This window comes from Cupriavidus pauculus (assembly GCF_003854935.1).
In the GTDB taxonomy this organism is placed as follows: Bacteria; Pseudomonadota; Gammaproteobacteria; order Burkholderiales; family Burkholderiaceae; genus Cupriavidus; species Cupriavidus pauculus_C.
This window is the reverse complement of the sequence record NZ_CP033969.1, coordinates 2,302,150-2,326,301: the sequence shown is the minus strand read 5'-3', so window position 1 is coordinate 2,326,301 and position 24,152 is coordinate 2,302,150. Positions and strand designations below refer to the sequence as shown.

At 73.2% G+C, this 24,152-nt stretch carries 8 protein-coding genes; 7 read left to right on the top strand and 1 reads right to left on the bottom strand.

Going from position 1 to position 24,152, the window contains the following annotated elements; genetic code table 11:
- Positions 1-14 precede the first annotated feature (14 nt).
- The 6 genes from EHF44_RS12375 to EHF44_RS12355 are packed head-to-tail and all read left to right on the top strand — an operon-like array spanning position 15 to position 21,818.
- Entirely contained in the window at positions 15-6,302 is a 6,288-nt protein-coding gene (locus EHF44_RS12375; RefSeq protein ID WP_172966051.1) for a non-ribosomal peptide synthetase, read from the top strand.
- The gene (locus tag EHF44_RS28335) at positions 6,299-7,579 is read left to right on the top strand and encodes an MFS transporter (protein ID WP_172966050.1); all 1,281 of its coding nucleotides are present in this window, start codon (positions 6,299-6,301) and stop codon (positions 7,577-7,579) included. Before EHF44_RS12375 ends, EHF44_RS28335 begins: the two co-directional genes overlap by 4 nt.
- On the top strand, positions 7,576-16,953 hold the full coding sequence (locus EHF44_RS12370; RefSeq protein ID WP_172966049.1) for a type I polyketide synthase: 9,378 nt from the start codon (positions 7,576-7,578) through the stop codon (positions 16,951-16,953). The genes EHF44_RS28335 and EHF44_RS12370 overlap by 4 nt, the downstream gene beginning before the upstream one ends.
- Positions 16,950-18,074 carry a Gfo/Idh/MocA family oxidoreductase gene (locus tag EHF44_RS12365; RefSeq protein ID WP_124684002.1) on the top strand — a complete coding sequence of 375 codons (1,125 nt, stop codon included), beginning with the start codon at positions 16,950-16,952 and terminating at the stop codon, positions 18,072-18,074. The genes EHF44_RS12370 and EHF44_RS12365 overlap by 4 nt, the downstream gene beginning before the upstream one ends.
- Positions 18,071-18,841, top strand: coding sequence for a thioesterase II family protein (locus tag EHF44_RS12360; protein WP_124684001.1), 771 nt, complete (start codon positions 18,071-18,073; stop codon positions 18,839-18,841). Before EHF44_RS12365 ends, EHF44_RS12360 begins: the two co-directional genes overlap by 4 nt.
- Before the next feature lie 7 nt (positions 18,842-18,848).
- Positions 18,849-21,818, top strand: coding sequence for a salicylate synthase (locus EHF44_RS12355; protein WP_124684000.1), 2,970 nt, complete (start codon positions 18,849-18,851; stop codon positions 21,816-21,818).
- Here EHF44_RS12355 and EHF44_RS12350 read toward each other — a convergent pair.
- Positions 21,794-22,540 carry a 4'-phosphopantetheinyl transferase family protein gene (locus tag EHF44_RS12350; protein ID WP_124683999.1) on the bottom strand — a complete coding sequence of 249 codons (747 nt, stop codon included), beginning with the start codon at positions 22,538-22,540 and terminating at the stop codon, positions 21,794-21,796. The genes EHF44_RS12355 and EHF44_RS12350 overlap by 25 nt on opposite strands.
- A gap of 270 nt (positions 22,541-22,810) precedes the next feature.
- Between EHF44_RS12350 and EHF44_RS12345 the strand changes: the two genes are divergently transcribed.
- Complete coding sequence (locus tag EHF44_RS12345; protein ID WP_124683998.1) at positions 22,811-24,118, top strand: MFS transporter; 1,308 nt, start codon at positions 22,811-22,813, stop codon at positions 24,116-24,118.
- Positions 24,119-24,152 lie beyond the last annotated feature (34 nt).

The following is a 24,152-nucleotide window of genomic DNA, read 5'->3' as shown; positions in this document are numbered from 1 at the left end:
TTCCATCGCCAGCCATGACCCAGCCCGCACTCCCGCCCACGCCGCCCACGGGCCCCACTTCCCCGACCGATCCGTCCGCGCCCGGCGGCCCGGACTGGCTGCCTGAGGCGCTTGCCGCGGACCTGCGCCTGCCCGTGACAGCGATCGGCGCGCACGACAGCCTGCTGGAACTCGGCATGGATTCCATGCGGATGATGGCCTGGCTGAACCGCCTGCGCGCCCGGGGCCACAGCGTGCGCCTGCGCGACCTCTACGGCCGGCCGACGCTGGCCGGCTGGCGGGCGCTGCTGAGCGACCCGCCAGCCCGGGCGGACCCCCGCCTGCCTGAAACCCCTTCCCTGCCCACGATGCACGATCTGGCGCCCTTCGCGCTCACGCCGGTGCAGCACGCCTACCTGGTCGGACGGGACCCATCGCAGCCGCTGGGCGGCGTCGGTTGCCACCTGTACCAGGAGTTCGATGGCGACGGCCTGGCGCCGGCGGTACTGGAGGCGGCCATCCGCACGCTGCTGGCCCGGCATCCGATGCTCGGCGTGCGCTTTCTGCGCGAAGGGCTGCAATGCCGGCTGCCGCAGCCGGCGTGGCGCGACCTGACCGTGCACGACCTGCGCGACGCCGATGCCACCACCATCACCCAGCGGCTTTGCGCGCTGCGCGACGCGCTGGGGCACCGTGTGCTGGCGGTAGAGCGCGGCCAGACCCTCGACTTCCAGCTCACGTTGTTGCCGGGGGGCCGCCATCGGCTCCACGTCAACCTGGATCTGCTGGTGGCGGACGCGGCCAGTTTCACGCAGCTGTTCACGGAACTGGCCACGCTGGTTGCCGGCCAGACGCTGCCGCCGCTGGCGGATGGTTACGACTTCCGCAGCTATCTGCATCACGCCGACGTGGTGCATGCGGAAAGCCGGGCGCGCGCACGCGAATGGTGGCTGGCGCGGCTGCCCGCGCTGCCGCCGGCGCCTGCCCTGCCGCTGGCGGCCGACGGCGCCGCGCTGCGCCCCGGCGCGCCAGCGCGGATGACGCGGCGGCACGTGGCGCTCGATGCCGCTGACTGGCAACGTTTTCGCACGCACGCGGCGGCGCGCGGGGTCACGCCGACCATGGCCCTGGCAACGCTGTTCGCCGCGGTGCTGGCACGCTGGAGCAGCGCGACGCGCGCGCTGGTCAATCTCACGCTGTTCGACCGCGAGCCGTTGCATCCGGCCGTCGATGCCATGGTGGCGGACTTCACCAACATCCTGTTGCTCGACCTGGACGGCGGCACCGCGCCGTTCGACCAGATGGCCCGCGCCAACCAGGCCGCCTTTGCCGAGGCCTGGGAGCATCGGCACTGGTCGGGCGTGGAGGTGCAGCGCGAACTGCGCAAGGCCGGCCGGCATCCGCACGGCGCGCCCATCGTCTTCACGAGCAACCTTGGCCGCCCGCTGTTCGGGCACGATCCGGACCGCCTGCTCGGCGAGCCGGCGTGGGGCATTTCGCAAACCCCGCAGGTCTGGATCGATCACCTGGCATACGAGTACGGCGGCCAGACACGGCTGCAGTGGGACGCCAACGACGCGCTGTTTCCGCCGGGGCTGGTCGACACGCTGTTCGACGCCTACGTCGGGCTGGTGCGCCAACTGGCCGGCGATGACGCCGGTGCGTGGCAGCGACCGCTGCCCGACCCCATGCCCGCGCATCAATTCGAGGTACGCCGCACGGTGAACGACACGGCGGCGCCGATGCCCACGGGCTGCCTGCATGACGCGGTCTTTGCCCGCGCTGACCAGGAGCCGGATGCCATCGCCCTGATCCACGGCGCCGATGTCCTGCGCTACGGCGATCTGGCGCTGCTGGCCAGGCGGCTGGCCGGCACGCTGCACGCGCGCGGCGTGCGCGCGGGCGACCCCGTCGCCATCTGCATGGAAAAGGGCGTGGGCCAGGTGGTGGCCGCGCTCGGCATCCTGCAAGCGGGCGCCGTCTACGTGCCCGTGGCCGCCGACCAGCCGCGCGCCCGGCGCGACGCAATCTGCCGCCAGGCCCGGGCCAGGCTCGTGCTCACGTGCGCGACGGCAACCGCTGCCGGCACAGAAGGCACAGAAGGCATGGACGGCGCCGCCAGCGATGCCGGACGCGCGCCGGAGATGCTGACATGGCAGGCGGTCGTGCGCGGCGTGCCGTACACGCCCGCCGAACCGCGCAATCCGGCCGATCCGGCCTACATCGTCTTCACCAGCGGGTCCACCGGTACACCCAAGGGCGTCGTGATCTCCCATGCGGGCGCCGCCAATACCTGCGCGGACCTGAACCGCCGCTACGGCGTCGGCCCGGCGGACCGCGTGCTGGGGCTTTCCGCGCTCCACTTCGACCTGTCCGTGTACGACATCTTCGGCGTGCTCGGCGCGGGTGGCACGCTGGTGCTGGTGGACGAGCGCCACCGGCGCGACCCGGCCGCCTGGTGCGATGCCATCGCGCAGCATCGCATCACGCTGTGGAATTCGGTGCCGGCGCTGTTCGACATGCTGCTGACCTACGCCGAGGGCACCGGCAGCCGCGCACCGGCCGCGCTGCGCCTGGCGATGCTGTCCGGCGACTGGATCGGGCTGGACCTGCCCGGCCGGTTCCAGCGCCTGCGCCCCGGCGCGCTGCTGGTAGCCATGGGCGGCGCCACCGAGGCGTCGATCTGGTCCAACGTCCACGAGGTGGCCGGTCCGCTGCCGGCCCAATGGCGCTCCATCCCGTACGGCCGGCCGCTGGCCAACCAGATGTACCGCGTGGTCGGTGCCGACGGACGCGACTGCCCGGACTGGGTGCCGGGGGAACTGTGGATCGGCGGCGCGGGCGTGGCGCTCGGTTACCTGAACGACCCCGCGCGTACCGCGGAAAAATTCGTCGAGGCCGACGGCACCCGCTGGTACCGGACCGGCGACCTGGGCTGCCATTGGCCCGACGGCACGCTGGAGTTCCTGGGCCGGCGCGACCGGCAGGTCAAGCTGGGCGGCCATCGCGTGGAGCTGGGCGAGATCGACGCGGCGCTGCTGGCGATCCCGGGCGTGCGGCAGGCCGTCACCCTGGCCACCGGCACGCGCGACCACCGTCTTGTCGCGTGCGTGGTGGCCGATGTCGCCACGCTCGGCCAGGCCGTGGCGCCCGATCCGGCCATGCCCGACGACATCGCCGCACTGTTCGACACGGGCGCGGCGCCGGCCACGGCACTCGCCCGCCCTGCCGACGACGGCGCGGTGGCCGCGTTCCTGCTCGCCCACCTGGCGCGGCACGGCATCGACTTCGCGACGCCCGGAGCCAACGCCGCCGTGGGCATCGACGTCGACGCCTGCATCGCGGCATGCGGCGCGCAGCCCGCATTCGGCCCCGTGGTGGCACGCTGGCTGGACTGGCTGTGCGAAGCGGGCCAATTGCAGCGCGATGCCGGCGGCCGATATCTGCCGGCCCCGGACCGGCCCGCGTTGCCGACCCACGATCCTGGCGCTGCGCCAGCCCTGCCGGCCGACCACCATCCATGGCTCGACGCCATCCTGGCGGGCCGGCAGTCGCCGCTGGCGCTGCTCGATCACCCGACGCTGGCCCCCGATGCCATGCAACTGGCGCACGCCGGGGCCGGGCCGGCGCTCGACGCACTCGCCAGCGTCATCGCGCGGCTGGCACAACAGCTGGGCCGGCCACTGCGCGTAGCGGAGCCCTACGCCCGCAGCGGCCGGTTTGCCGAAGCCCTGCTGGCCCGGCTGACACCCGGGCAGGTGACGTACCGGCTGTCCGATCCGTCGCCCGCCATGGTGGCGCGCCAGCGCGAGCGGCTGGCGGGCGCCGCGCATGCCATGCCCTTGGCGTTCGCCACCCTCACGCAGGCGCCCGAGCATTGGCATCATGCCGATGTGGTGCTGCTGAACAACGTCCTGCACCGCCTGCCCGACGATGCGTGGTCCGGCACGCTGCGGCTGGCGTCGCGGCTTGGCGCGCCGGGCGGCTGGCTACAGGTACTGGAGCTGGAGGCCATGCCAGCCGTCGGACTGGTGACCGCGGCGTTGTTCCGCGAGGGCGCTGTCCGGCCAGCTTCGGCATGGCGGGAGACCTTTGCCGCGATGTCCATGCCGTGCGCGCACGCCGACAGCTTCGGTGGACTGTCAAGCTTCGCGTTGCCCCTGCCCGGCGTGGCGCACCGTCCCCATGTCGACGGACTGCGCGAGCGGCTGATCGACGTGCTGCCCGCCTACATGGTGCCGCACCGTGTGCTCTGGCTCGATGCGCTGCCGCTGACGGCCAACGGCAAGGTCGATCACGCCGCGCTGGCCGCGCTTGCGGCACCGGAGCCAGCCGCCGCCGACGGACCGGTGGCGGGCGAGCCGCCCAGCGGCGACGCCGAGTGCGTGCTCGCCGCGTTGTGGCAGCAGTCGCTGCGTCTTGCCACCCCGCGCCGCGACAGTCATTTCTTCGAAGCCGGCGGCGACAGCCTGCTGGCCACCCGGCTGATCGGCGAACTGGCACGGCGCGGCTACCATGCCGAGCTTGGCGACCTGTTCGCCGCGCCGACGCTGGCCGGATTCGCCGCCACCCTGACGCGCGACACACGCCACGCCGGTGACGGGGCAGGCGACGCTCTTTCCTGCGCACCCGCCGCCACCGGACCGCTGCCGCTGACCGACGTCCAGCAGGCTTATCTGGCGGGCCGCCAGCCGGGCTTCGCGCTCGGCGGCGTCGGCGCGCATTTCTTTGTCGAGTTCGAGATCGATGCGCCCGACATCGCGCGGCTGCAGACGGCCTGGAACACGCTGGTCGTCCGGCACGACATGCTGCGCGCCGTGGTGCGCGACGGCCAACTGCACGTGTTGCCGGTGGTGCCCCGTTTCGACATCCCCACGCACCGCCTGTCCAGCTTCGACGATGGCGACGGCCTGGCCCTGCGCACGCGCCTGTCGCAGCAGGTACTGGACCCGAGCAGGTGGCCGGTCTTCGACCTCCAGCTCGGCAGGATCGACGGCCACGGCCCCGCTCGCCTGTACCTGCTCCTGGACAACCTGATGCTGGACGGACTCAGCATGCAGATCCTGCTGGCCGAGCTGGAGGACCTGTATGCGGACCCCGGCCTCACGCTGCCCGCCATCGACACCCACTACGGCGCCTGCCGCCGCGCCATGCGCGCCGCGCCCGGTGAGGCGGCCGTCCGATACTGGCGAGATCGCATCGCCACGCTGCCCGCGCCGCCTGCGCTGAAGCTCGCGGCCGATCCGGCGCAAATTGGCCGGCCCCGCTTCATGCGCCGGTCAGGGCGGCTGGCGGCACCGGACTGGCAACGGCTGCGCGCGCGTGCCGCACCGCTGCGCGTGACGCCGTCCGCGCTGCTGCTGACCGCGTTCGGCACGGTGCTGTCGGCCTGGAGCACGCGCGCGGCGCTGACGCTGAACCTGACGCTGTTCGACCGACCGCCGGTCCACCCGCACGTCGAGCGGGTACTGGGCGATTTCACGTCGCTGCTGCTGCTGGCGTGGACGCCGCACGACACCTTGCGCGACACCGCACAGCACCTGCAGCAACGGCTGTGGCAGGACCTCACGCACCGCGACTATCCGGCCATCCGCGTGATGCGCGACATGGCGCGCCGCGACGGCGCCGCCAGCACGGCGATGCCGGTGGTGTTCACGAGCGCGCTGGGGTTCGACAACGGGCGCTTCCTGCATCGCGACACGTGGCTACGGCCAGTCTGGGGTCTCTCGCAGACGCCACAGGTCTGGCTCGATCACCAGGTCTACGAATCGGACGGCGACCTCTGCTTCAACTGGGACGCCGTGCAGGCACTGTTTGCGCCGGACGACCTCGATGCGATGTTCGACCAGTACTGCGCGCTGCTGCGCCGCCTTGCCGATCCGGACGACCATGGCGCAGCCTGGTTGCTGCCGCTGGACGCGCTGGCGCCGCGCGCCGTGCCACTTGCGCCGGCCGCGCCGCCGGCGTCCGGGCCGCCGCCTGTCGCGGCAGCGCCCGCCGACGATGCCCAGGCGCCGGTCCTGCTGAGACGGGTGCAGTCGGTCTTCCAGGATGTGGTGGGCCAGCCCGTGGACCCCGACGAGAATTTCTTCGATGCCGGCGCCAGTTCGCTGCAACTGGTGCAGATACACGCGCGGCTGGTACAGGCCGGCCACGCGCTGGCCGTGACCGACCTGTTCGCGTATCCCACGCCGCGCGCACTGGGCACCCATCTGGCCGGGGGCGCGGCCAGCGCCACGCCATCGCCCGATGCGGACGCCCGGCGCCGGCTGCGGCACGCGCAGCGCGTGCGCCGGGCGGGCAGCGACGGAGACACGCCATGACGGGCCGCGCGCATACGGCGCCCGCGCCGCGTCACTGCCTGCCGTTCTGGTGTTTCTACATCCACCAGGGCATGGTCACGGCCCTGATCGCGCGCGGGGTGGGCGCATGGTTCCGCGAGCAGGGCTGGAGCCTGGCCGCGCTGAGCTACCTGTCGCTTGCCATGCTGCCGTGGGTGTTCAAGGCCATGTGGGCCCCGTGGGCGGAGCGCCATGCGCTGGCCGCGCGCGGCAATCGCTACCTGGGCAGCCTGGCGGTGACCCAGCTGGCGATGGCGCTGGTGCTGCTGGCCACGGGCTGGCTGCTGCCGACCGATGCGCCATGGCTGATCGTGGCGGCACTGCTGTGGCTGGCGCTGCTGTCGGCCACGCACGACATCTTCGCCGACGGCATCGTCATCGGCACGACCGACGCCAGCACGCGCCCCGCGGCCAACATGGCACAGGTGGGCGGCAGTTATGTCGGACTGGCTTGCTGTCCGCCGCTGTTCCTGGCCGTGGCGCAGGCCGGCGGCTGGGCATGGGCGATGTCGGCGCTGGCCGTGGTGTCGCTGCTGCTGCTCTGGTTGCCGTGGCGCTTCAGCCGGCCACTGCCCGCCACGCCCGCGCGCGACGCCGCGCGGCCGGCCGCCGCCGGCCCCTCGGGAACGCTCTGGCCGGGGCTGTGCCTGGCTGCCGTGGCCTACCCCGCCATGCGCGGAATGATGGCGCTGGAGGCGCCGCTGCTGATGGACGCGGGCCTGTCGCTGGCCGAAGCCGGCGCGGCGCTGGCCGTGTACGGCACCGGCGGCAGCGCGCTCGGCGTGGTGGCGGGCGGCTGGATCGCGCGGCACGTGCGGCCTGTGCCGGCGCTGCTGGCCATCCTGTCCAGCCATGCCGTGCTACTGGCGCTGGCCTGCCTGCTGCAGCCCGTGCTGGACGCTGGCGGCTGGCAGCGCCTGATCGGCGCCACGAGCGTTGCCGCCGCTGCCGCGTTCGTGCAGGTCTACCGGATGCTGATGGATTACGTCCGCCCCGCGCGTCCGGCCGCCGACTACGCGCTGTTCCAGTCCATCGACGCAGCCGTGGCCATCGGCGTGTCGCTGGGCACGCTGCAACTGGCCGGCGTCACCGGCTACCGCACCACGCTGGCCCTGCTGGCGGCACTGGCCACGGCCAGCCTGCTGATGGTGCTGCGGCTCGGCGGGCGCCTGCAGGCGCCCGCCCTGGCCCTGGCCGCTGGGCCGATCCCCGCGCGCCCGTCCCGCGCCGCACCCGCCGATCTGGAGACCCGATCATGAGCCTTGCTCACCCCGCCCCATCCGCCCCACCCGCCCCCGACGACGCCATCGCCATCATCGGCCTGTCCTGCCGGTTCCCGGCCGCCCGCGACGCCGACGCGTTCTGGCGCAACCTGTGCGACGGCATCGACTGCAGCCGCAGGTTCGACCGCGCAACGCTGCGCGCCGCCGGCGTGCCGGACGCCGTGGCGGGCGATCCGCTGTACGTGCCCGTGGCGGCGCCGATTGACGATCCGGACCAGTTCGACGCCGCGCTGTTCGGCTATGCACGGGCCGATGCCGAGGCGCTGGACCCGCAGCAGCGCCTGTTCCTGCAGGCCGGCTGGCATGCGCTGGAGCATGCGGGGCATGCGCCGCGCCACGCCGTGCCGCGCACCGGCGTGTTCGCGGCCTGCCGCCTCAGCACGTATCCGGGACTCGATGCGTTCCGCGCACACGGTCCCTCGCAAGTGCGCGGCATGCAGGCGCTGCTGGGCAACGACAAGGACTACCTTGCCACGCGGGTCGCCTACAAGCTGGGGCTGACCGGGCCGGCGCTGACGATCCAGACCGCCTGCTCCAGTTCACTGGTGGCGGTACACGTGGCCTGCGAGAGCCTGCGGGTCGGCGAATGCGACATGGCGCTGGCCGGCGGCGTGGCGGTGTCATTCCCCCAACAGCAGGGCTACCTCTACCAGCCGGGCATGATCTTCTCGCCGGACGGCCGCTGCCGCCCGTTCGACACCCGCGCGCAAGGCACCTTCGCCGGCCACGGCGTGGGCGTGGTGGTGCTGCGGCGGCTGGCCGACGCGATGGCCGACGGCGACCGGGTACTGGCCATCGTCCGGGGCAGCGCGGTCAACAACGACGGGCACCGCAAGGCGGGATTCACGGCGCCGTCGGTGGCCGGGCAACAGGACGTCGTGCGCGACGCCATGGCGATGGCCGCCATCGGCCCCGACGATCTGGACCTGATCGAGGCCCACGGCACCGGCACCCCGCTCGGCGACCCCATCGAGATCGAAGGGCTGCGCGCGGCGCTGGCCGGCCGCAGCCCCGGCGCACCGCGCTGCCTGGTAGGCGCCGTCAAGGGCAACATCGGGCACCTGGATACCGCCGCCGGCATTGCCGGCCTGATCAAGACCGTGCTCGCCGTGCATCACGGCACCATCCCCCCGACGCTGCACTGCGAGCAGCCGATTCCTGCGCTGGACGCGGACGATTCGCCGCTGGCCGCAGCCACCGCCGCCATGCCGTGGCCCCGCGCGGTACGCACCGCCGGCGTGTCGGCGTTCGGCCTGGGGGGGACCAACTGCCATGTCATCGTGCAATCGGCCCCGGATTCGGATTCAAATTCGGCCCCGGCCAGCGCCGACGCGGTGGATGACGCCGCCGCGCCGGTGCTGCTGCTCAGCGCCGCCAGCGCGGCGGCGTTGCGCGGGCTGGCTGGCGCCTACGCGCAGGCGTGGCGATCGGGTGCGCCCGCCAGCGGGCTGGCGGCCACGGCCCTGCACGGCCGCGCGCTCGACCTTGACCACCGGCTGGCGCTGGCGATGGACGCCGAGGCGCTGCCCGCCCTGGAGGTCTTTGCCAGCGGCGGCACCGACGTGGCAGTACACACGGGCCACGGCCGCGGGCGCCAGCTCTGGCTGTTCGGCGGCCAGGGCACCCAGTGGCCGGGCATGAGCGTAGCGATGGCGCGGCACAGCGCGGCATTCGCGCAGATGCTTGACCGCTGCTGCGCCGCCTGCGATGCCCAGCTTGCGCTGCCGCTGCGCGCGGTGATGGACGGCGAGCATCCCGAGGCGCTGCGCGACATGGCCTACGTCCAGCCCGCGATCGTCGCGTTCGAGCTGGCCATGGCGGCGCATTGGCAGTCGCTGGGGCTGCGGCCCGATGCCGTGCTCGGGCACTCTGTCGGCGAGTATGCGGCGGCCATCGTGGCCGGCCACTACGAGCCTGAGGACCTGCTGCCGCTGGTGGTGACGCGCGGCCGCCTGATGCAGCATCACGCGCGGGATGGCGCGATGCTGGCCGCCTTTGCCGCCGACGCCGACGTGTTGCCACTGGCCGATGCCTGCGGCGTCGAGGTGGCGGCCTGGAACGGCCCGCGTCATGTGGTACTGAGCGGCCACGCCGACGACATCGACCGCGTGGCGCTGGTGTTGCGGCGGGCCGCTGTTGCCCATGCGCGCCTGGCCGTGCCGGGCGCGGCCCATTCCAAGCGGCTCGATCCGATGCTCGACCGCTTTGCCCAGGCCGCGGCGGGCGTCCACGCGGGACCGGGCAACGGCATCGTCCTGTGGTCCACGCTGCTGGCGCGTCCCATCGATGCCGCCACGCTGAACCAGCCCGACTACTGGCGCCGCCATGTGCGCGAGCCGGTGCACTACCGCCAGGCACTGGCCGGGGCGCTGGACGACGATGTGGCCATCTGCCTGGAACTGAGTCCCGATGCGCCGCTGACCGGCATGGGCCAGGCGGCCATGACGGCCGATGGCGACGCGTCGCGTGGCGCCGGCCCGCGCAACGCGCGACACTGGATTGCCAGTGCGCGGCGGAACCAGCCCGGCACGGCCACGCTGCGCGAGGCGCTGTGCCGGCTCTACGCGGCTGGCGCGGCGTTGCCCTGGCAGCGCTGCCTGCCGTGTGACGCGCCCCGGGTGGCCGCCCCGCTCTACCCGTTCGATACCGCGCGCTACTGGCCGGAGGGCGCTGCCTCGGCCATGAGCGCCGGGCCGGCCACCGCCGCGCCTTCCGCCGCCGGTGATGCCGGTAACGCCGCCACCCATGCCGCCACCGACGCCGCGCTGGCCGCCGGGTCGCGCGCGGCGGTGTCGGGCGCCGCGGCACTGGACCTCGACCGGCTGTCCCGGCTGAACCAGTGCGCGGCGGCGCTGCATGGCATCTGCGTCGACACGATGGTGCGGCAGTGCGTCGGCGACGCCATCGATGCGGGCGTCACCATGCTTGAGGTACTGCAACGCGGCGGGCTGCTGCCCCGCCACCGGCAACTGCTGGCACGCCTGCTGCGCGGCTGCGTGGAAGACGGCGTCTACCAGTGCGATGCCGACGGCCGCTATCGCACGGCCGCCGGCGCGCGCCATGGCGAACTGCCGGCGCTGCTGGCGACGCTGCGCGGCTGTTGCGAAGGTCTGGACGTCATCGCCGACACCATCGCCCGGGGCGGCAGCCAGCTCTGCGCGATGATGCGGGGTGATGTCGACCCGGTGGCGGTCATCTTCCCCGAGGGCGCGGAGGACGGCGTGGAAGTCCTGTACCGGGATTTCAGCTTTGGCCGCTATTTCAACGAGATCGCCGCCGCCACGCTCGATGGCCTGGCGCGGGCCCGGCCACCGGGCCAGCCGCTGCGCGTGCTGGAGGTGGGGGCCGGCACCGGCGGCACCACGACCCTGCTGCTCCAGGCGCTGGCCGGCCACACCGGCGTGCGCTACACCTTCACCGATATCTCGGCCGTCTTTACGCGGCGCGCCCAGGCGCGGTTCGCGCAGCATGATTTCGTCGACTACCGGGAGTTCGACCTCCAGCGGGATGCCGCCGCCCAGGGATTCGCGGCTGGCCAGTTCGACGTGATCGTCGCCGCGAACGTCATCCACGCCACGCAGCACGTGGGCCAGACGCTGGCGATGCTGCACGGCCTGCTGGCGCCGGGCGGCCACCTGCTGATGCGCGAGATCACGCAGCCGATGCGGCTGTTCGACTTCGTGTTCGGCCCTCTCGTGGCGCCGCTGCACGACGAGGCGGCGCGTGGCGGCGAACTGTTCCTGGACACGGCGCGCTGGGCGGCGCACTGCCAGACCGCCGGCTTTGCGCAGACATGCTGGCTGCCGTCGGACGACATGCCCAATGCGGCGATGAGCGAGCACGTCCTGCTGGCGCGATCCGGCGCGGTCGCTGCCGCCACGGCGGCCATGCCGGCCCCCGACACGGTGTTCGCGCGCACATGGCATGCGATCGTTCCGGCAGCCCCGGCGCCGGAAGGCGGGGCCGACGCGCGCGGGTCCACCGGCTGGCCGGCGGACTGGCGGGTGCTGCATATTGCGCCAGCCGACGTGCCGGCCAGCGAACTGCCCGCGCTGGCCGCGCCGCTGCTGGCCGCGCTGGCCGATCCGGCGCAAGGGCCGCTGGCCGTCGTCACGCACAACGCCTGGGCCATCGACGATGCCGGCGGCCCCGTGCCGCCGTGGCCCGCGCATCAGGCCATCTGGGCACTGCTGCGCGTCGCGGCAGCGGAACAGCCGGCCCGCATGCTGGCGGCGATCGACCTGCATGGCGACACACCATCCGCGCAGCCCGATGCCGATGACGTGGCCGTTGCCGCCGCCGCCATCGCGGCCGGCGAGCGCTGGATTGCCGTGCGCGGTGCCGCCGCGTATCGCCCGGCGCTGGCACCGGCCACGCAATTTGCCGCGCCGCCGGCACCGGGCTGGCTGCAGGCCACGGGCTGGCACGTCGTCACCGGCGGATTCGGCGGGCTGGGCCGCGTCGCCTGTGCATGGCTGGCCGCGCATGGCGCCCGCCGCATTGCCGTCCTGGCGCCACGCGAACCCGACGATGGCGCCACATGGCGCGCATCGATGGCCACCGACCATCGCTGCCACGTGCGCTGGGTGCCGTGCGACATGGCCGACGCGGCGCAGGTGGCGCGCCAGATCGCCTTGCTGGCGGCGGACGGCGGCGTGGCCGGGGCGATCCATGCGGCCGGCAAGCTCGACGACACCCCGCTGGCCAACCTGACGGCCGAACGCCTTGCCGATGTCGTCGACGTCAAGGCGGGCGGTGCCGAAGCGCTGCTGGCCGCACTGGCCGATGCCAGGGCGCGCTACGTGCTGCTCTACTCGTCGGCCGCGGCCACGCTGGGTTCGCCCGGCCAGGGCGCGCACGCGCTGGCCAGCGGCTATCTGGACGGGCTGGCCCTGCGCGCGAGGACGGGCGGCATGGCCGTCGTGTCGATCGCCTGGGGCGCGTGGGCCGGCGCGGGACGCGCGGCGGACCCGGCCATGCTGGCGCGACTGGAAGCGGCGGGCATGGGCAGCCTGTCCACTGCCGAGGGGCTCTGGCATCTCGACCAGGCGGTCACGCGCGGCGCGCCGCTGCACCTTGCCATGCGGCTGGCCGGCGGCGTTGCACAGGCAGTTGCCGATGACGGCGGCAGGCCGACGGCGGCGTCCGCACCGGCCGACGCACCATTGCGGCTTGGCGGCGTGCCGGCGGACGACCAGGCGGCCATCGAGGACTGGCTGCGGCACCGCATCGCCATGCAGCTGCGCATGGACGATCCCACCCGCATGGACGCCAGGCAGGACCTGCTTCAGCTCGGGCTGGATTCGCTGCAGTTTCTTGAACTGAACAGTGCCGTCCAGCGTGCCACCGGGGCGCGCCTCGACGCCGCGCAGGCTTACCGCGACATGACGCTGCGCGGACTGGCCGGCTTGCTCGCGCAGGCGCTGGCGCCCGGCCGGGCGGACGGCGCGCAGCCCCCGGCGGCGCACACGGCGGCGGACACCGCGCCGGCCCAGATCGTCAGCGACCGTGCCGGCCGGCACGACCCGTTCCCCCTCACGCCGATCCAGCATGCCTACTGGCTGGGCCGCACGCACCTGATCGCGCACGGCGGCGTGGCCTGTCACGTGCTGTTCGAATGGGATCTGGCCACCACCGACGCGGACGCGGGCGGCTTCGACCTGACGCGCTTCGAGGACGCCTGGAACGCGCTGGTCGCGCAGCACGACATGCTGCGCATGGTGATCGGCGACGACGGCATGCAGCGCGTGCTGCCCGACGTGCCGCGCTACCGCATCGCGGTGGCGTCGCTGCGGGGCCTGCCTCCCGACGATGTGGCGCGACGCCTGCTGGAAACGCGCGCGCGGCTGGCCGCCGCCGTCCCGCCCGCGCACAGGTGGCCGCTGTTCGAAGTCTGCGCGTCGCGCCTGGATGGGGGACGGCTGCGCCTGCACATGAACCTCGACCTGCTGCAGTTCGACGTGCAGAGCCTGAAGGTCATGATGGACGATCTGGCGGCCGCCTACGCCGGCGCGGCGCGGCCCGCGCCCGCCATCACGTTCCGCGACTACGTGATGGCCGAACAGGCCCAGCGCGGCACCGCCGAATGGCGCACCGCATGGCGGTACTGGCGCGGCGTCGTCCAGCACCTGCCGCCGGCGCCGCCCTTGCCGCTTGCCGCCACCGCACCGGCTGCGGCGCCCCATGTGACCACGCGCCAGATGACGCTCGACGCCACACGCTGGGCCCGCCTGCGCACGCTCTGGCGTACGTGGGGCATCACGCCTTCTGCCGGCATCCTGGCCGTGTTCGCCCAGGTGCTGGCCCGCGCGTGCCGCCAGCCGGCATTCACGCTGAACCTGACGTTCTTCAACCGGCAGCCGTTGCATCCGGACGTCAACCGCCTGATCGGGGACTTCACCTCCGTCATGCTGGTCGACTTCGACATCGAGGCCGACACGCCGCTGCGCGAGGTGCTGCACGCAGTCCAGGCAACGCTCTGGGACCGCCTGGCGCACGCGCGCGTCAACGGCGTCGAGGTGCTGCGCCTCTACACGCGCGAGCACGGCGCCGACGACGGCGCGCACCGCGGCCCCGCCATGCCGGTGGTGTTCACGAGCATGCTGGGCATGACGCTGGACGGCCAGCCGATCGAACGGGCGCTGACACGGCTGCTTGGCGAGCCCGTTCATGTGTTCACGCAAACTCCGCAGGTATGGATCGACCATCAGGTCATGGAAGTGAACGGGGAACTGGTCTGCCACTGGTACTGCATGGACGATGTGCTGGCGCCCGGCGTGGCGGCCGAGCTGTTCGGCGCGTTCCGCGATACGCTGGAAGCCATCGCCGACAGGCCGGCCCGCATGCGCGCCGCGCCCGACCTGCCGGCGCCACGGCTGGACCCGCATCCGGCCGTGGCGGCGCCGCCGCACTGGCCCGCCGACGTCGATGCCGGGACGCTGGAAGCCTGGCTGCGGCGGCATCCCGCCGTTCGCCACGCGGCCTTGCGGCCGGCGCCCGACGGCCAGGGCATGGAAGCATGGATCGTCACGCACGAGCCGGCATGCGGCGTTGCAGCCAGCACCGCGCCGACGCTGCTGGCCTCGGCCGGCCTGCCGCAACTGGACGACACCACGCTGGCCGCTTTCGACAATGCCTGGCAGTGGCTGGAGCGGCGCGCGCGCGACGGCATCGTCGCCACGCTGCGGCGGCACGGCCTGTTTGCGCGAACCGGCGACTGCCACAGCGCCACGGAGGTGGCGCACGCGCTGGCGGCCACGCCGCGCACCAGCCAACTGCTGTGCCAATGGCTGGCGCGGCTGCATGCGGATGGCTGCCTGGACCGGGATGGCGTGCACTACCGCGCGACGGCCCTGCCGGCGCCCGGGGCCGACCCGCTGCCCGGCGCCCCGGCACCGTGGCTGGGCACGCTCGCCCGCTACGTCGAAGGCTGCGTGGCGCAGCACGACGCGCTGATCCAGGGCCGCCAGTCGGCGCTGGCGCTGATGTTCGGCCATGACGACGGCCTGGACGTGGCGCGCGCGTTCTATCGCGACAATCCCGTGGCGGCCGCGCTCAACGCCTCGGCCGGTGCCGTCATCGCGCAGTTGGCCCAGGCGTCGCACACGGGCCTGCGCGTGCTGGAGGCGGGTGCCGGCACCGGCGCCACCACCGAGGCCGTGCTGACCGCGCTGCAAGGGCTGCCCCGGGGCCCTGCGCTCTATCGGTTCACGGACGTCTCGCCGTGGTTCCTCGATGCGGCGCGAGACCGCTTCGGCCATGGCGCGCCCATGGAGTACGGCCTGTTCGACCTGAACCGGCCGGTCGACTTCGACGCGCACCCGGCCGACGGATACGACGTGATCGTCGTCGCGCAAGCCCTGCACGATGCCTGCGACATCCCGCGCAGCCTGGCGCGCCTGCGCCGGTTGCTGCGGGCGGGCGGCCACCTGGTGTTGATCGAAGCCACCGCGCGCGACAGCTACCTGCAACTGGCCAGCGTCGGCTTCATGGAAGCGCTGGCCGGCTTCGACGACGCGCGGGCCGACGATGGCCAGCCGATGCTGGCGCTGCCCACATGGCGCAGCGTGCTTGACGCCGCCGGCTTCAGCACGGTGCTGACATGGCCGCCTGGCGACGACTGGCGCCAGCACCTGATCGTCGCCCAGGCCGGCGAAACGGGCCGGCTCGACGCCGCCGCGCTGGACCGGTACCTGAAGGCCCGCTGGCCCGATGCCCCCCCGCTGTGCTGGCGCCAGTGCGAACGCCTGCCGCAAGTGGCCGGCGCCGAAGCCACGGTCACGGCCCCGGACCCCGGGGGGCTGGCGCAGCCCGCGTGCGATCCGCAGCGGCGCGCGGCGGTTGGCGCGGTATGGCAGAACCTGCTGGGCCGGCCAGTCGAAGCGGATACCGACTTCTTCCGGGCCGGCGGCGACAGCCTGATCGCCACGCGGATGATCGCGCAACTGCACCAGCTCGGCATGGGCGAGGCCAGCTTGCAGGCGATCTTCGCGCATCCGCAACTGGCCGCCTTCTGCGCGGCGCTTGAGGCGGCGGTCATCGACGGAGACCGGCCCTGCCAGGACCCCGCATGCGCCGGTACCGTCCCGCTGGCGCGGGGCACCCGCCCGGCCGAGGTGTTTGCGATCCATGCGTCCGACGGCGGTGTCGCGGCGTACCTGCCGCTGGCACGCGCGATGGACTGCGCCGTCCATGGCCTGCCGGCCGACGGCGCGCTGGCCGTCGCCACACTCGGCGCACTGGCCCGGCGGCACGCCGACACGCTGCGCCGGGTGCGGCCACACGGCCCCTACTGCTTGCTCGGCTGGTCCTACGGGTGTTTCCTGGCCGCCGAGGCGGCGCGTTGCCTGTTCGAGTCGGGCGAGCCGGTGCGACTGGTCCTGCTGGACCCGGTCTGCCGCGCCGATTTCGCCTGCGCCGACCGTGGCGCACTGATCCGCCTGCTGTGCGAAGGCGGCCCGGCAACGCTGGCGCCGCCCGACGGATTCGACGGCTGGGACCCATCGGCCCAGACCGGCTGGTTTCTGGCACGGCAGCCGGCGACGGGCGGCATGGACGCCGCGCAACTGGAGCAGGTAGCCCACCTGCTCGACCTGCTGGCGCGCGCGCCGCTGCCCGCGCCGCTGCCCATTCCCTGCCTGCGCATCGACGCGGCGCAGCGGCCGCCACACTGGCGGCCCGCGGACGATGACTGGCGGGCGTGGAGCGCCGGGGCGCATCCGCAGGTGGAACAGGCCACGCTGAATGCCGGGCACTGGGCATTGCTGGCCGGCGATGCGGCCGGCGCCGTGGCCGACCGGTGGTGGGCGTGGCACGCCGCATCCCACGGCGACGCGGGAGGCCGGCCATGACGCAGGCGATACGGGTTCTCGTGGCCGGCGCGCGCTTCGGCGAGGTGTACCTGAACGCTTTCCTGGAAGGAATCGTCGCGGCGCGCCCGCTGGTGCTGGCGGGACTGCTCGCGCATGGCAGCCAGCGCGCGCGGCACCTGGCACACGCCCACGGCGTGCCGCTGTACACGGACGTGGCCCAGTTGCCGCGCGACCTGGATCTGGCGTGCGTGGTCGTGCGCGGCGGCGCCATGGGCGGCGACGGCACCGTGCTGGCCCAGACGCTGCTCGAACGCGGTCTCCATGTCATCCAGGAGCATCCGCTCCATCCGGGCGAAGTGCAGCGCCTGCAGGACGCCGCCGCGCGGGCGGGACGGCTCTACTGGGTCAACACGCTTTACCCGCACACGGCGGCCGGGCGCGCGTGGATCAACCTGGCCCGCCGCGTGCGCCATGCCGTGGGCGGCGTGCCGCCCTGCGTAGCCCAGGCCACGATGAGCCGGCAGTTGCTCTACTCGGGACTGGACTTGCTGACACAGGCGGCGGATGTCATGCCGGATGCGGTTGCCGTGACGCTGGCCGCCGATGGCGGCGAGCGCACGGACGCCGCGTTTCGGGCCCTGTGGCTGCGGACGCCGGACACCGACGTGCTGCTGCAGTTGCAGCACTACCTGGACCCGGCCGATCCCGACATGCACAGCGTGGCGATGCACAGGCTGTGCCTGGGCTGGCCATCGGGCTACCTGTCGCTGGAATCGACGCACGGCCCCGTCTCCTGGACGCCAGCGCTGGCACTGGCGGGCCATCGCCAGGCAGAGGGCGGCTGGTTTGGCCATGGCGATGCCGATCCGGGGCTGTCGTTGCCGGTGTCGGCCACGCTGCACCGGCCGCCCCCCACATGGCTGTCCGCCATGGCCCACGAGGCGCCGCAGGGCGTGGCACGGCTGCTGCGCCTGGCTGCCGCGGCCATTGATGGCGCCGAGGTGCCCGACAGTCTGCACCCGGCGCGCCAGCTGGCGTTGGCGCGGCTCTGGCAACAGGTCCAGCGGGCGGCCGGCCCGGTACGGGAGGTGTCGCTGCCCGCGCCGCCGCGCGTCGACCCCTGCGTCCTGCGGACGCCCGCCGAGCGGGATGCGCCATGAGCGCGATGCTGACGCCGTGGTTGCGCCCCAGCGGCGCGGCGCCATCGCCGTGGCTGGTGATGTGCCCGTTTGCCGGCGCCAGCGCCGGCGCGTTCCGCCCGTGGCAGTCGCTCGACGACGCCGGCATCACGATCTCGCTGGCGGTCTATCCGGGCCACGACCATCGCATGCGCGAGCCGCCAGCCACCTGCGTCGAGGCGCTGGCCGACGCGCTGGCGCGCGAGATTGTCCGCGCAAGCGACAGGTGCGGCGCGCCGCTGCTGCTGGCCGGCCACAGCATGGGCGCGCAGGTGGCGTTCGAAACCTGCCGGCGGCTGGAGGCGGACGGCGTGCCGCCCGCCGGTCTGGTGCTGTCGGGCTGCCACGCCCCGCACCTGCACGGCCGGCGCCGGCTGGCCCATCTGGACGACGCCGCGTTCGTCGATGCCCTGATCGACATCGGCGGCTGCGACGCGGCCCTGCGCCATGACACGGCGCTGCTGGGCGCCTTTCTGCCAATGCTGCGCGCCGACTTTGCCGCCACCGAGCGGTATCACTTGGCGCGGGAACGCGCCCCCTGCCATACCGTCCGCACGGCCACGCTGCTGATCCACGGCACCGACGATCCCGAAGCCAGCCGTGCCGAGGTAGAGGCATGGCACCACTGGCTGGCCGTGGCACCCGCGTACGCCGCACTGGCGGGCGGCCATTTCTACATCCCGCAACGCCCCCGTGCGCTGCTGGCGCTGCTGCGCCAGACGTTTGCCGCAACGGCGTTCTGCCCTTGAACGAGCCATGACAAAACCTTCGGATGTTCCCTTCGCCCCGCCGGGCGATTCGCACCTTGCCGGACGCATGGACGTGCTGCCGGACGCCTGGGCCACTCGCCATGGCGCGCGCACGGCACTGGTGGCCGGCGCCACGCGCCTGACCTACATCGACCTGCAACAGCGCGTGCAGGCCCTTGCCGCCGGGTTCCATCGCCTGGGATGGCGGCGCGGCGACCACGTGATCGTGCAGCTACCCAACACGGCCGGGTTCGTGACCGGGCTGCTGGCGCTGATCCGTATTGGCGCATTGCCGGTGATGACGCTCCCCGGGCAGCGCAGCGGCGACCTCGATGCGGTCTTCCGCGCCGCCTGCCCGGTGGGATGGCTGGCACACGGGCCGGCAGGCGTCATCCAGGCACAGGCCATCGCGTCCCGCCACCCTGGGCCGTGCCGCATCGTGGCCGACGGGATCGGGCCGGCCACCGACGCGGCCGGGGTGCCGACGCTCGATGCGCTGGCGCTGCCACCGGCCGATGCCGACACGCTGCCCCCGCCAGCGGCACAGCCCGGCGATATCGCGTTGCTGCTGCTGTCTGGCGGCACCACGGGCGCGCCGAAGCTGATTCCGCGCACGCATGGCGATTACGTCTACAACTTCGACGCCTCGGCGCGGCTGTGCGGATTCGACGAGAGCACGGTGTACCTGGCCGTGCTGCCCGCCGCCCACAACTTCGTGCTCGGTTGTCCCGGCGTGCTCGGCACGTTCGCCGTGGGCGGCACCGTGGTCATGACCCAGCAGGCCGGCTGCGACGAGGCCATGCCGCTGATCGCCCGCGAGCGGGTGACGGACCTGGCACTGGTGCCGCCGCTGGCGCGGCTCTGGGCCGAGGCGCGGGACTGGGAGGACAGCGACCTGTCGTCGCTGCGGCGGCTGCAGGTGGGCGGCGCCCGGCTCGATCCCGCGCTGGCGCGCACGCTGCCGGACCGGCTGGGCTGTCCGCTGCAGCAGGTGTACGGGATGGCCGAGGGCCTGCTGTGCTACACGCGCCCCGACGACCCCGACGAGATCGTGTTCGCCTGCCAGGGCCGGCCGCTATCGTCCGATGACGAACTGCGCGTCGTCGATGCCGAGGGTCAGCCCGTGCCCGACGGTGCGCCGGGCGAACTGCTGGTGCGCGGCCCCTATACGATTCGCGCGTACTACCGCGCCTCGGCCGACAGCGCGCGGGCCTTCACGCCGGACGGCTTCTTCCGCACCGGCGACCTGGTCCGCAGGCGCCCCGACGGCAACGTGGTCGTGACGGGCCGCGTCAAGGAGCAGATCCAGCGCGCTGGCAAGAAGGTTTCGGCGGCCGTGGTGGAAGCCGCGCTATGCGCCTGCCCCGGCGTGCGCGACGCGGCCGTGGCGGCCGTGCCGGACGCGCTGCTGGGCGAGCGCATCACGGCCTGGCTGCAGGGCGAACCGGGCGCCCCCGGCAGCGCCTGCCCGGACGCCAAGGCGCTACGCGCCACGCTGCTGGCGGCGGGTCTGCCAGCCCATCAACTGCCCGACCAGGTGCTCTGGACCGACCATTGGCCGCTCACGGCGGCGGGCAAGATCGACAAGCGCCGGCTGGTGCAGTCGGTGCTGGACGCCGACTGCACCGATGGCATCGATGGCGACGATGGCGAACCGCTGCGCTATCACACCTGCGAGTTGCCCCTGCACGCCGCCCCCCTGCACCTGGCCGCGCGCATGGCGCGCGACGCCCCGGACGACACGCTGGCCATCTACGAGCGCAACGGCGAATGGAGCATCGGGATGGGCGCGGCGATGACGGTGACGGTTGCCGGCGATGGCGCGGTGACGGGCCACGATGGGCGTTCCGTACCGGGCCCGGACACCTGCGCGGGCATCGCCGCCGCGCTGGGGGCCCTGCCGCTGGCGGACTGGCGGGCGTACGGCCGGGTGGATTTCGCGCTCGCCCGCGTGCTGCAAGGCATGCCGCAGGCCGCCCGCCGGCCGCTGGCGTGGCTGTTCGTGCCCGCGCGCGAAATCCGCCTGCTGCAGGGACGTGCGCAGGTGCGCTGCCTCGATCCGGCCGACCTGCCACGGCTGCAGGCGTGGCTGCGGGACCTGGACCGAATCGCGGCTGCCGGCCCGATGGCGGAGGGCGCGCCGTTGCTGGTGCCCGCCGACGCCGGCGACGGCAACACCTACCGTGCCGCCGTGGCCAGCGTACTGGCGGAAATCCGCGCCGGGCGGTATGAGAAGGTCATCCTGTCACGGCGGGTGCCCGTGCCGGCCGCCACCGACTTTCCGCTCAGCTACCTGGCGGGCCGGCTGGCCAACACGCCCGCACGGTCCTTCCTGTGGCGCGACCCGGCGTGCGAGGCCTATGGATTCAGTCCGGAAACGGTGGTGGAGGTTGATCCCGACGGCCGCGTCAGCACGCAGCCGCTGGCCGGCACGCGCGCGCTGACCGGCGAGCCGGTGACCGATGCGCGGCTGCGCCAGGCGTTGCTGACCGATCCAAAGGAGATTGCCGAGCATGCGGTGTCGGTGGCGCTGGCACTGGACGAACTGCGCACGGCATGCGACGAGACCGCGCTGCGCATCGACGAATTCATGGTCGTGCGCGCGCGCGGCAGCGTGCAGCATCTGGCGTCGCGGCTGCACGGACAGCTTGCCGCCGGCAAGTCGCCGTGGGCCGCGTTCGCGGCGCTGTTTCCGGCGGTCACGGCTTCGGGGATTCCCAAGCGCGCCGCCGTGGCCAGCATCATGCGCCATGAACCGGCGCCCCGTGGGCTGTACAGCGGCTGCGTGCTGACCGCCGATGCCGATGGCCGGCTGGACGCCGCACTGGTGCTGCGCTCGGTGTTCCGGCAGGACGACGCCTGCTGGATGCAGGCCGGCGCCGGCATCGTGCGCGATTCCACGCCGAACCGGGAATGGGAGGAAACCTGCGAGAAGCTTGCCTGCGTGGCCCGTTACCTGCGGTCGGCCGCGCCGTAAGCCAGCGCGCCATGCGGGGGCAACGGCGCGCGCTGCCAGACCGCAGTGACCACGCCGTCCGCCTGACCGGCCCAGCCGACGGCGGTGCAAGCACCGGCCGGCCACGCCGGGTGCCAGTCGCGCGCCAGGCGCAGCGTCAGCGTGCCGGGGGCGGCCGAGGCCAGGCACGCGCCATCGAAGTCGACAAACTGGCGCACGGTGGGGTACAGCGCCTTGTAGAGCGATTCCTTGGCCGAGAACAGCAGCGTGACCGCCTGCGCGGCGTCCAGGCCGGTGGCCGCGCGCAGCGTCGCCACGTCGGCGGGTGACGCCACCATCGGCCCCACCTCGGCGGCGGTGGCATCGGTCAGCCAGCGTTCGATGTCGACGCCAAGCATGGTGACGTCGCGCGTGCGGGCCGCCAGCGCCAGCGCCATCCCTTCCGCATGGCTGATGCTCAGGCGCCAGCCGGGCGGCACGACGGGCAGACCGTCGTCGCCCCGCCCCACCGGCTGATCGGCGGCGCCGGCCTGCCGCAAGGCGCGGCGCGCGCAGTGGCGGCCGGCCAGGTACTGGCTGCGCCGGCGGGCCGACGCGGCTGCCAGCGCGGCCGGCAGCGGCCCGGCCGATTCCATGGCAACGCCCGGCAGGTCGTCGCCGGTCCAGCGCATGCCATCGAGCGCCACCGTCGGCGGCAGGCCCAGCGCGGCGGCCAGTCGCGGCCAGGACGCATCGTCGTTCATTGAAATTTCATGGGAAGCGGCGGGCGGCTCAGGCCCGGACCCCGCGATTCTGGCACGGTTGCCCGCCGCCCGGCAGCCCTTGCCACGCCGGGCGCGCCGCCCCGCCAGCCTGCCCGGCCATCGGCCCGGCTACCCCCCGGACTACGCCGATCGAACTATGCCGATCCACCTAGGCGGGGCAGCCGCCGCCCGTCGGCCGGCGAATGGTCAGTACGCCACAGCGCGCCTACCCTTGGTCCCATCGTTTTCCCTACGACATCGAAGGCGGTCATGACTACTTCCCAGCTGTCCCGCTCCGCGCCCGCGCCGGTGCCTGCCGGCGCGTGGACCACGCTCTGGTCCAGCACATTCGCGTTCACCATCTGCTTTGCGGTCTGGATGATGTTCGCCGTGCTCGGCATCCCGCTCAAGAACGAACTGGGCCTGAACGACACCGAGTTCGGCCTGCTGGCCGCCACGCCGGTGCTGAGCGGGTCACTGATCCGCGTGCCGCTGGGCATCTGGACCGACCGCTACGGCGGCCGCGTGGTGTTCTTCGTGCTGATGCTGCTCACGGTCATCCCGATCTGGCTGATTTCCTATGTCCACACGTTCTGGCAACTGCTGGTGCTAGGCCTGTTCGTGGGGCTGGCCGGCGGATCGTTCTCGGTGGGCACGCCGTACGTGGCGCGCTGGTTCCCGCGCAGCCGCCAGGGCCTGGCGATGGGCATCTTCGGCGCCGGCAACTCGGGCGCGGCGCTGACCAAGTTCGTGGCGCCGGTGCTGATCCTGGCCGCCGGCACCTGGGAGATCGTGCCCAAGGTGTACTCGGTGGCGATGCTGGTCACGGCCGTCCTGTTCTGGCTGTTCTCGCGCAGCGACCCGTCGCACCGCGTCACGTCGGCCACCAGCTTCCGCGCCCAGCTGGCCGTGATGCGCGACCCGCGCGTCTGGCGCTACTCGCAGTACTACTCAGTGGTGTTCGGCGGCTACGTGGCGCTGGCGCTGTGGATGACCAAGTACTACATCGGCGAGTACGGCTTCGACATCAAGACGGCGGCGTTCCTGGCGGCGTGCTTCTCGCTGCCCGGCGGCGTGCTGCGGGCCATCGGCGGCTGGATCTCGGACCGCTACGGCGCCCATCGCACCACGTGGTGGGTGATGTGGATCAGCTGGGTGGCGTTCTTCCTGCTGAGCTACCCCAAGACCGACTTCGTAATCCACACCGTGACCGGGCCGCAGAGCTTTCACATCGCGCTGACGCCGACGCTGTTCACCGTGCTGATGTTCGTGGTGGGCATCGCGTTCGCCATCGGCAAGGCGTCGGTCTTCAAGTTCATCTCCAACGATTTCACGCACAACATCGGCGCCGTCTCCGGCGTGGTGGGCCTGGCCGGCGGCCTGGGCGGCTTTGTCCTGCCGATCATGTTCGGCGCGCTGGCCGACCTGACCGGCATCCGCAGCAGCTGCTTCATGCTGATGTACGGCACGGTCTGCGTGAGCCTGGTCTGGATGCACTACAGCCACCGCGCCGAGCAACAGCGCGGGCAATCCCGGCCCGAATCCGCCCCGCTGCCCGACGCGGCGCGGACGGCCTGACCCGGCCTGGCCGGCAACCCCCTCACCCCCCGAC

Coding starts and splice junctions, on each gene's coding strand:
- EHF44_RS12375 (WP_172966051.1), top strand. CDS start 15: ATGACCCAGCCCGCACTCCCGCCCACGCCGCCCACGGGCCCCACTTCC.
- EHF44_RS28335 (WP_172966050.1), top strand. CDS start 6,299: ATGACGGGCCGCGCGCATACGGCGCCCGCGCCGCGTCACTGCCTGCCG.
- EHF44_RS12370 (WP_172966049.1), top strand. CDS start 7,576: ATGAGCCTTGCTCACCCCGCCCCATCCGCCCCACCCGCCCCCGACGAC.
- EHF44_RS12365 (WP_124684002.1), top strand. CDS start 16,950: ATGACGCAGGCGATACGGGTTCTCGTGGCCGGCGCGCGCTTCGGCGAG.
- EHF44_RS12360 (WP_124684001.1), top strand. CDS start 18,071: ATGAGCGCGATGCTGACGCCGTGGTTGCGCCCCAGCGGCGCGGCGCCA.
- EHF44_RS12355 (WP_124684000.1), top strand. CDS start 18,849: ATGACAAAACCTTCGGATGTTCCCTTCGCCCCGCCGGGCGATTCGCAC.
- EHF44_RS12350 (WP_124683999.1), bottom strand. CDS start 22,540: ATGAACGACGATGCGTCCTGGCCGCGACTGGCCGCCGCGCTGGGCCTG.
- EHF44_RS12345 (WP_124683998.1), top strand. CDS start 22,811: ATGACTACTTCCCAGCTGTCCCGCTCCGCGCCCGCGCCGGTGCCTGCC.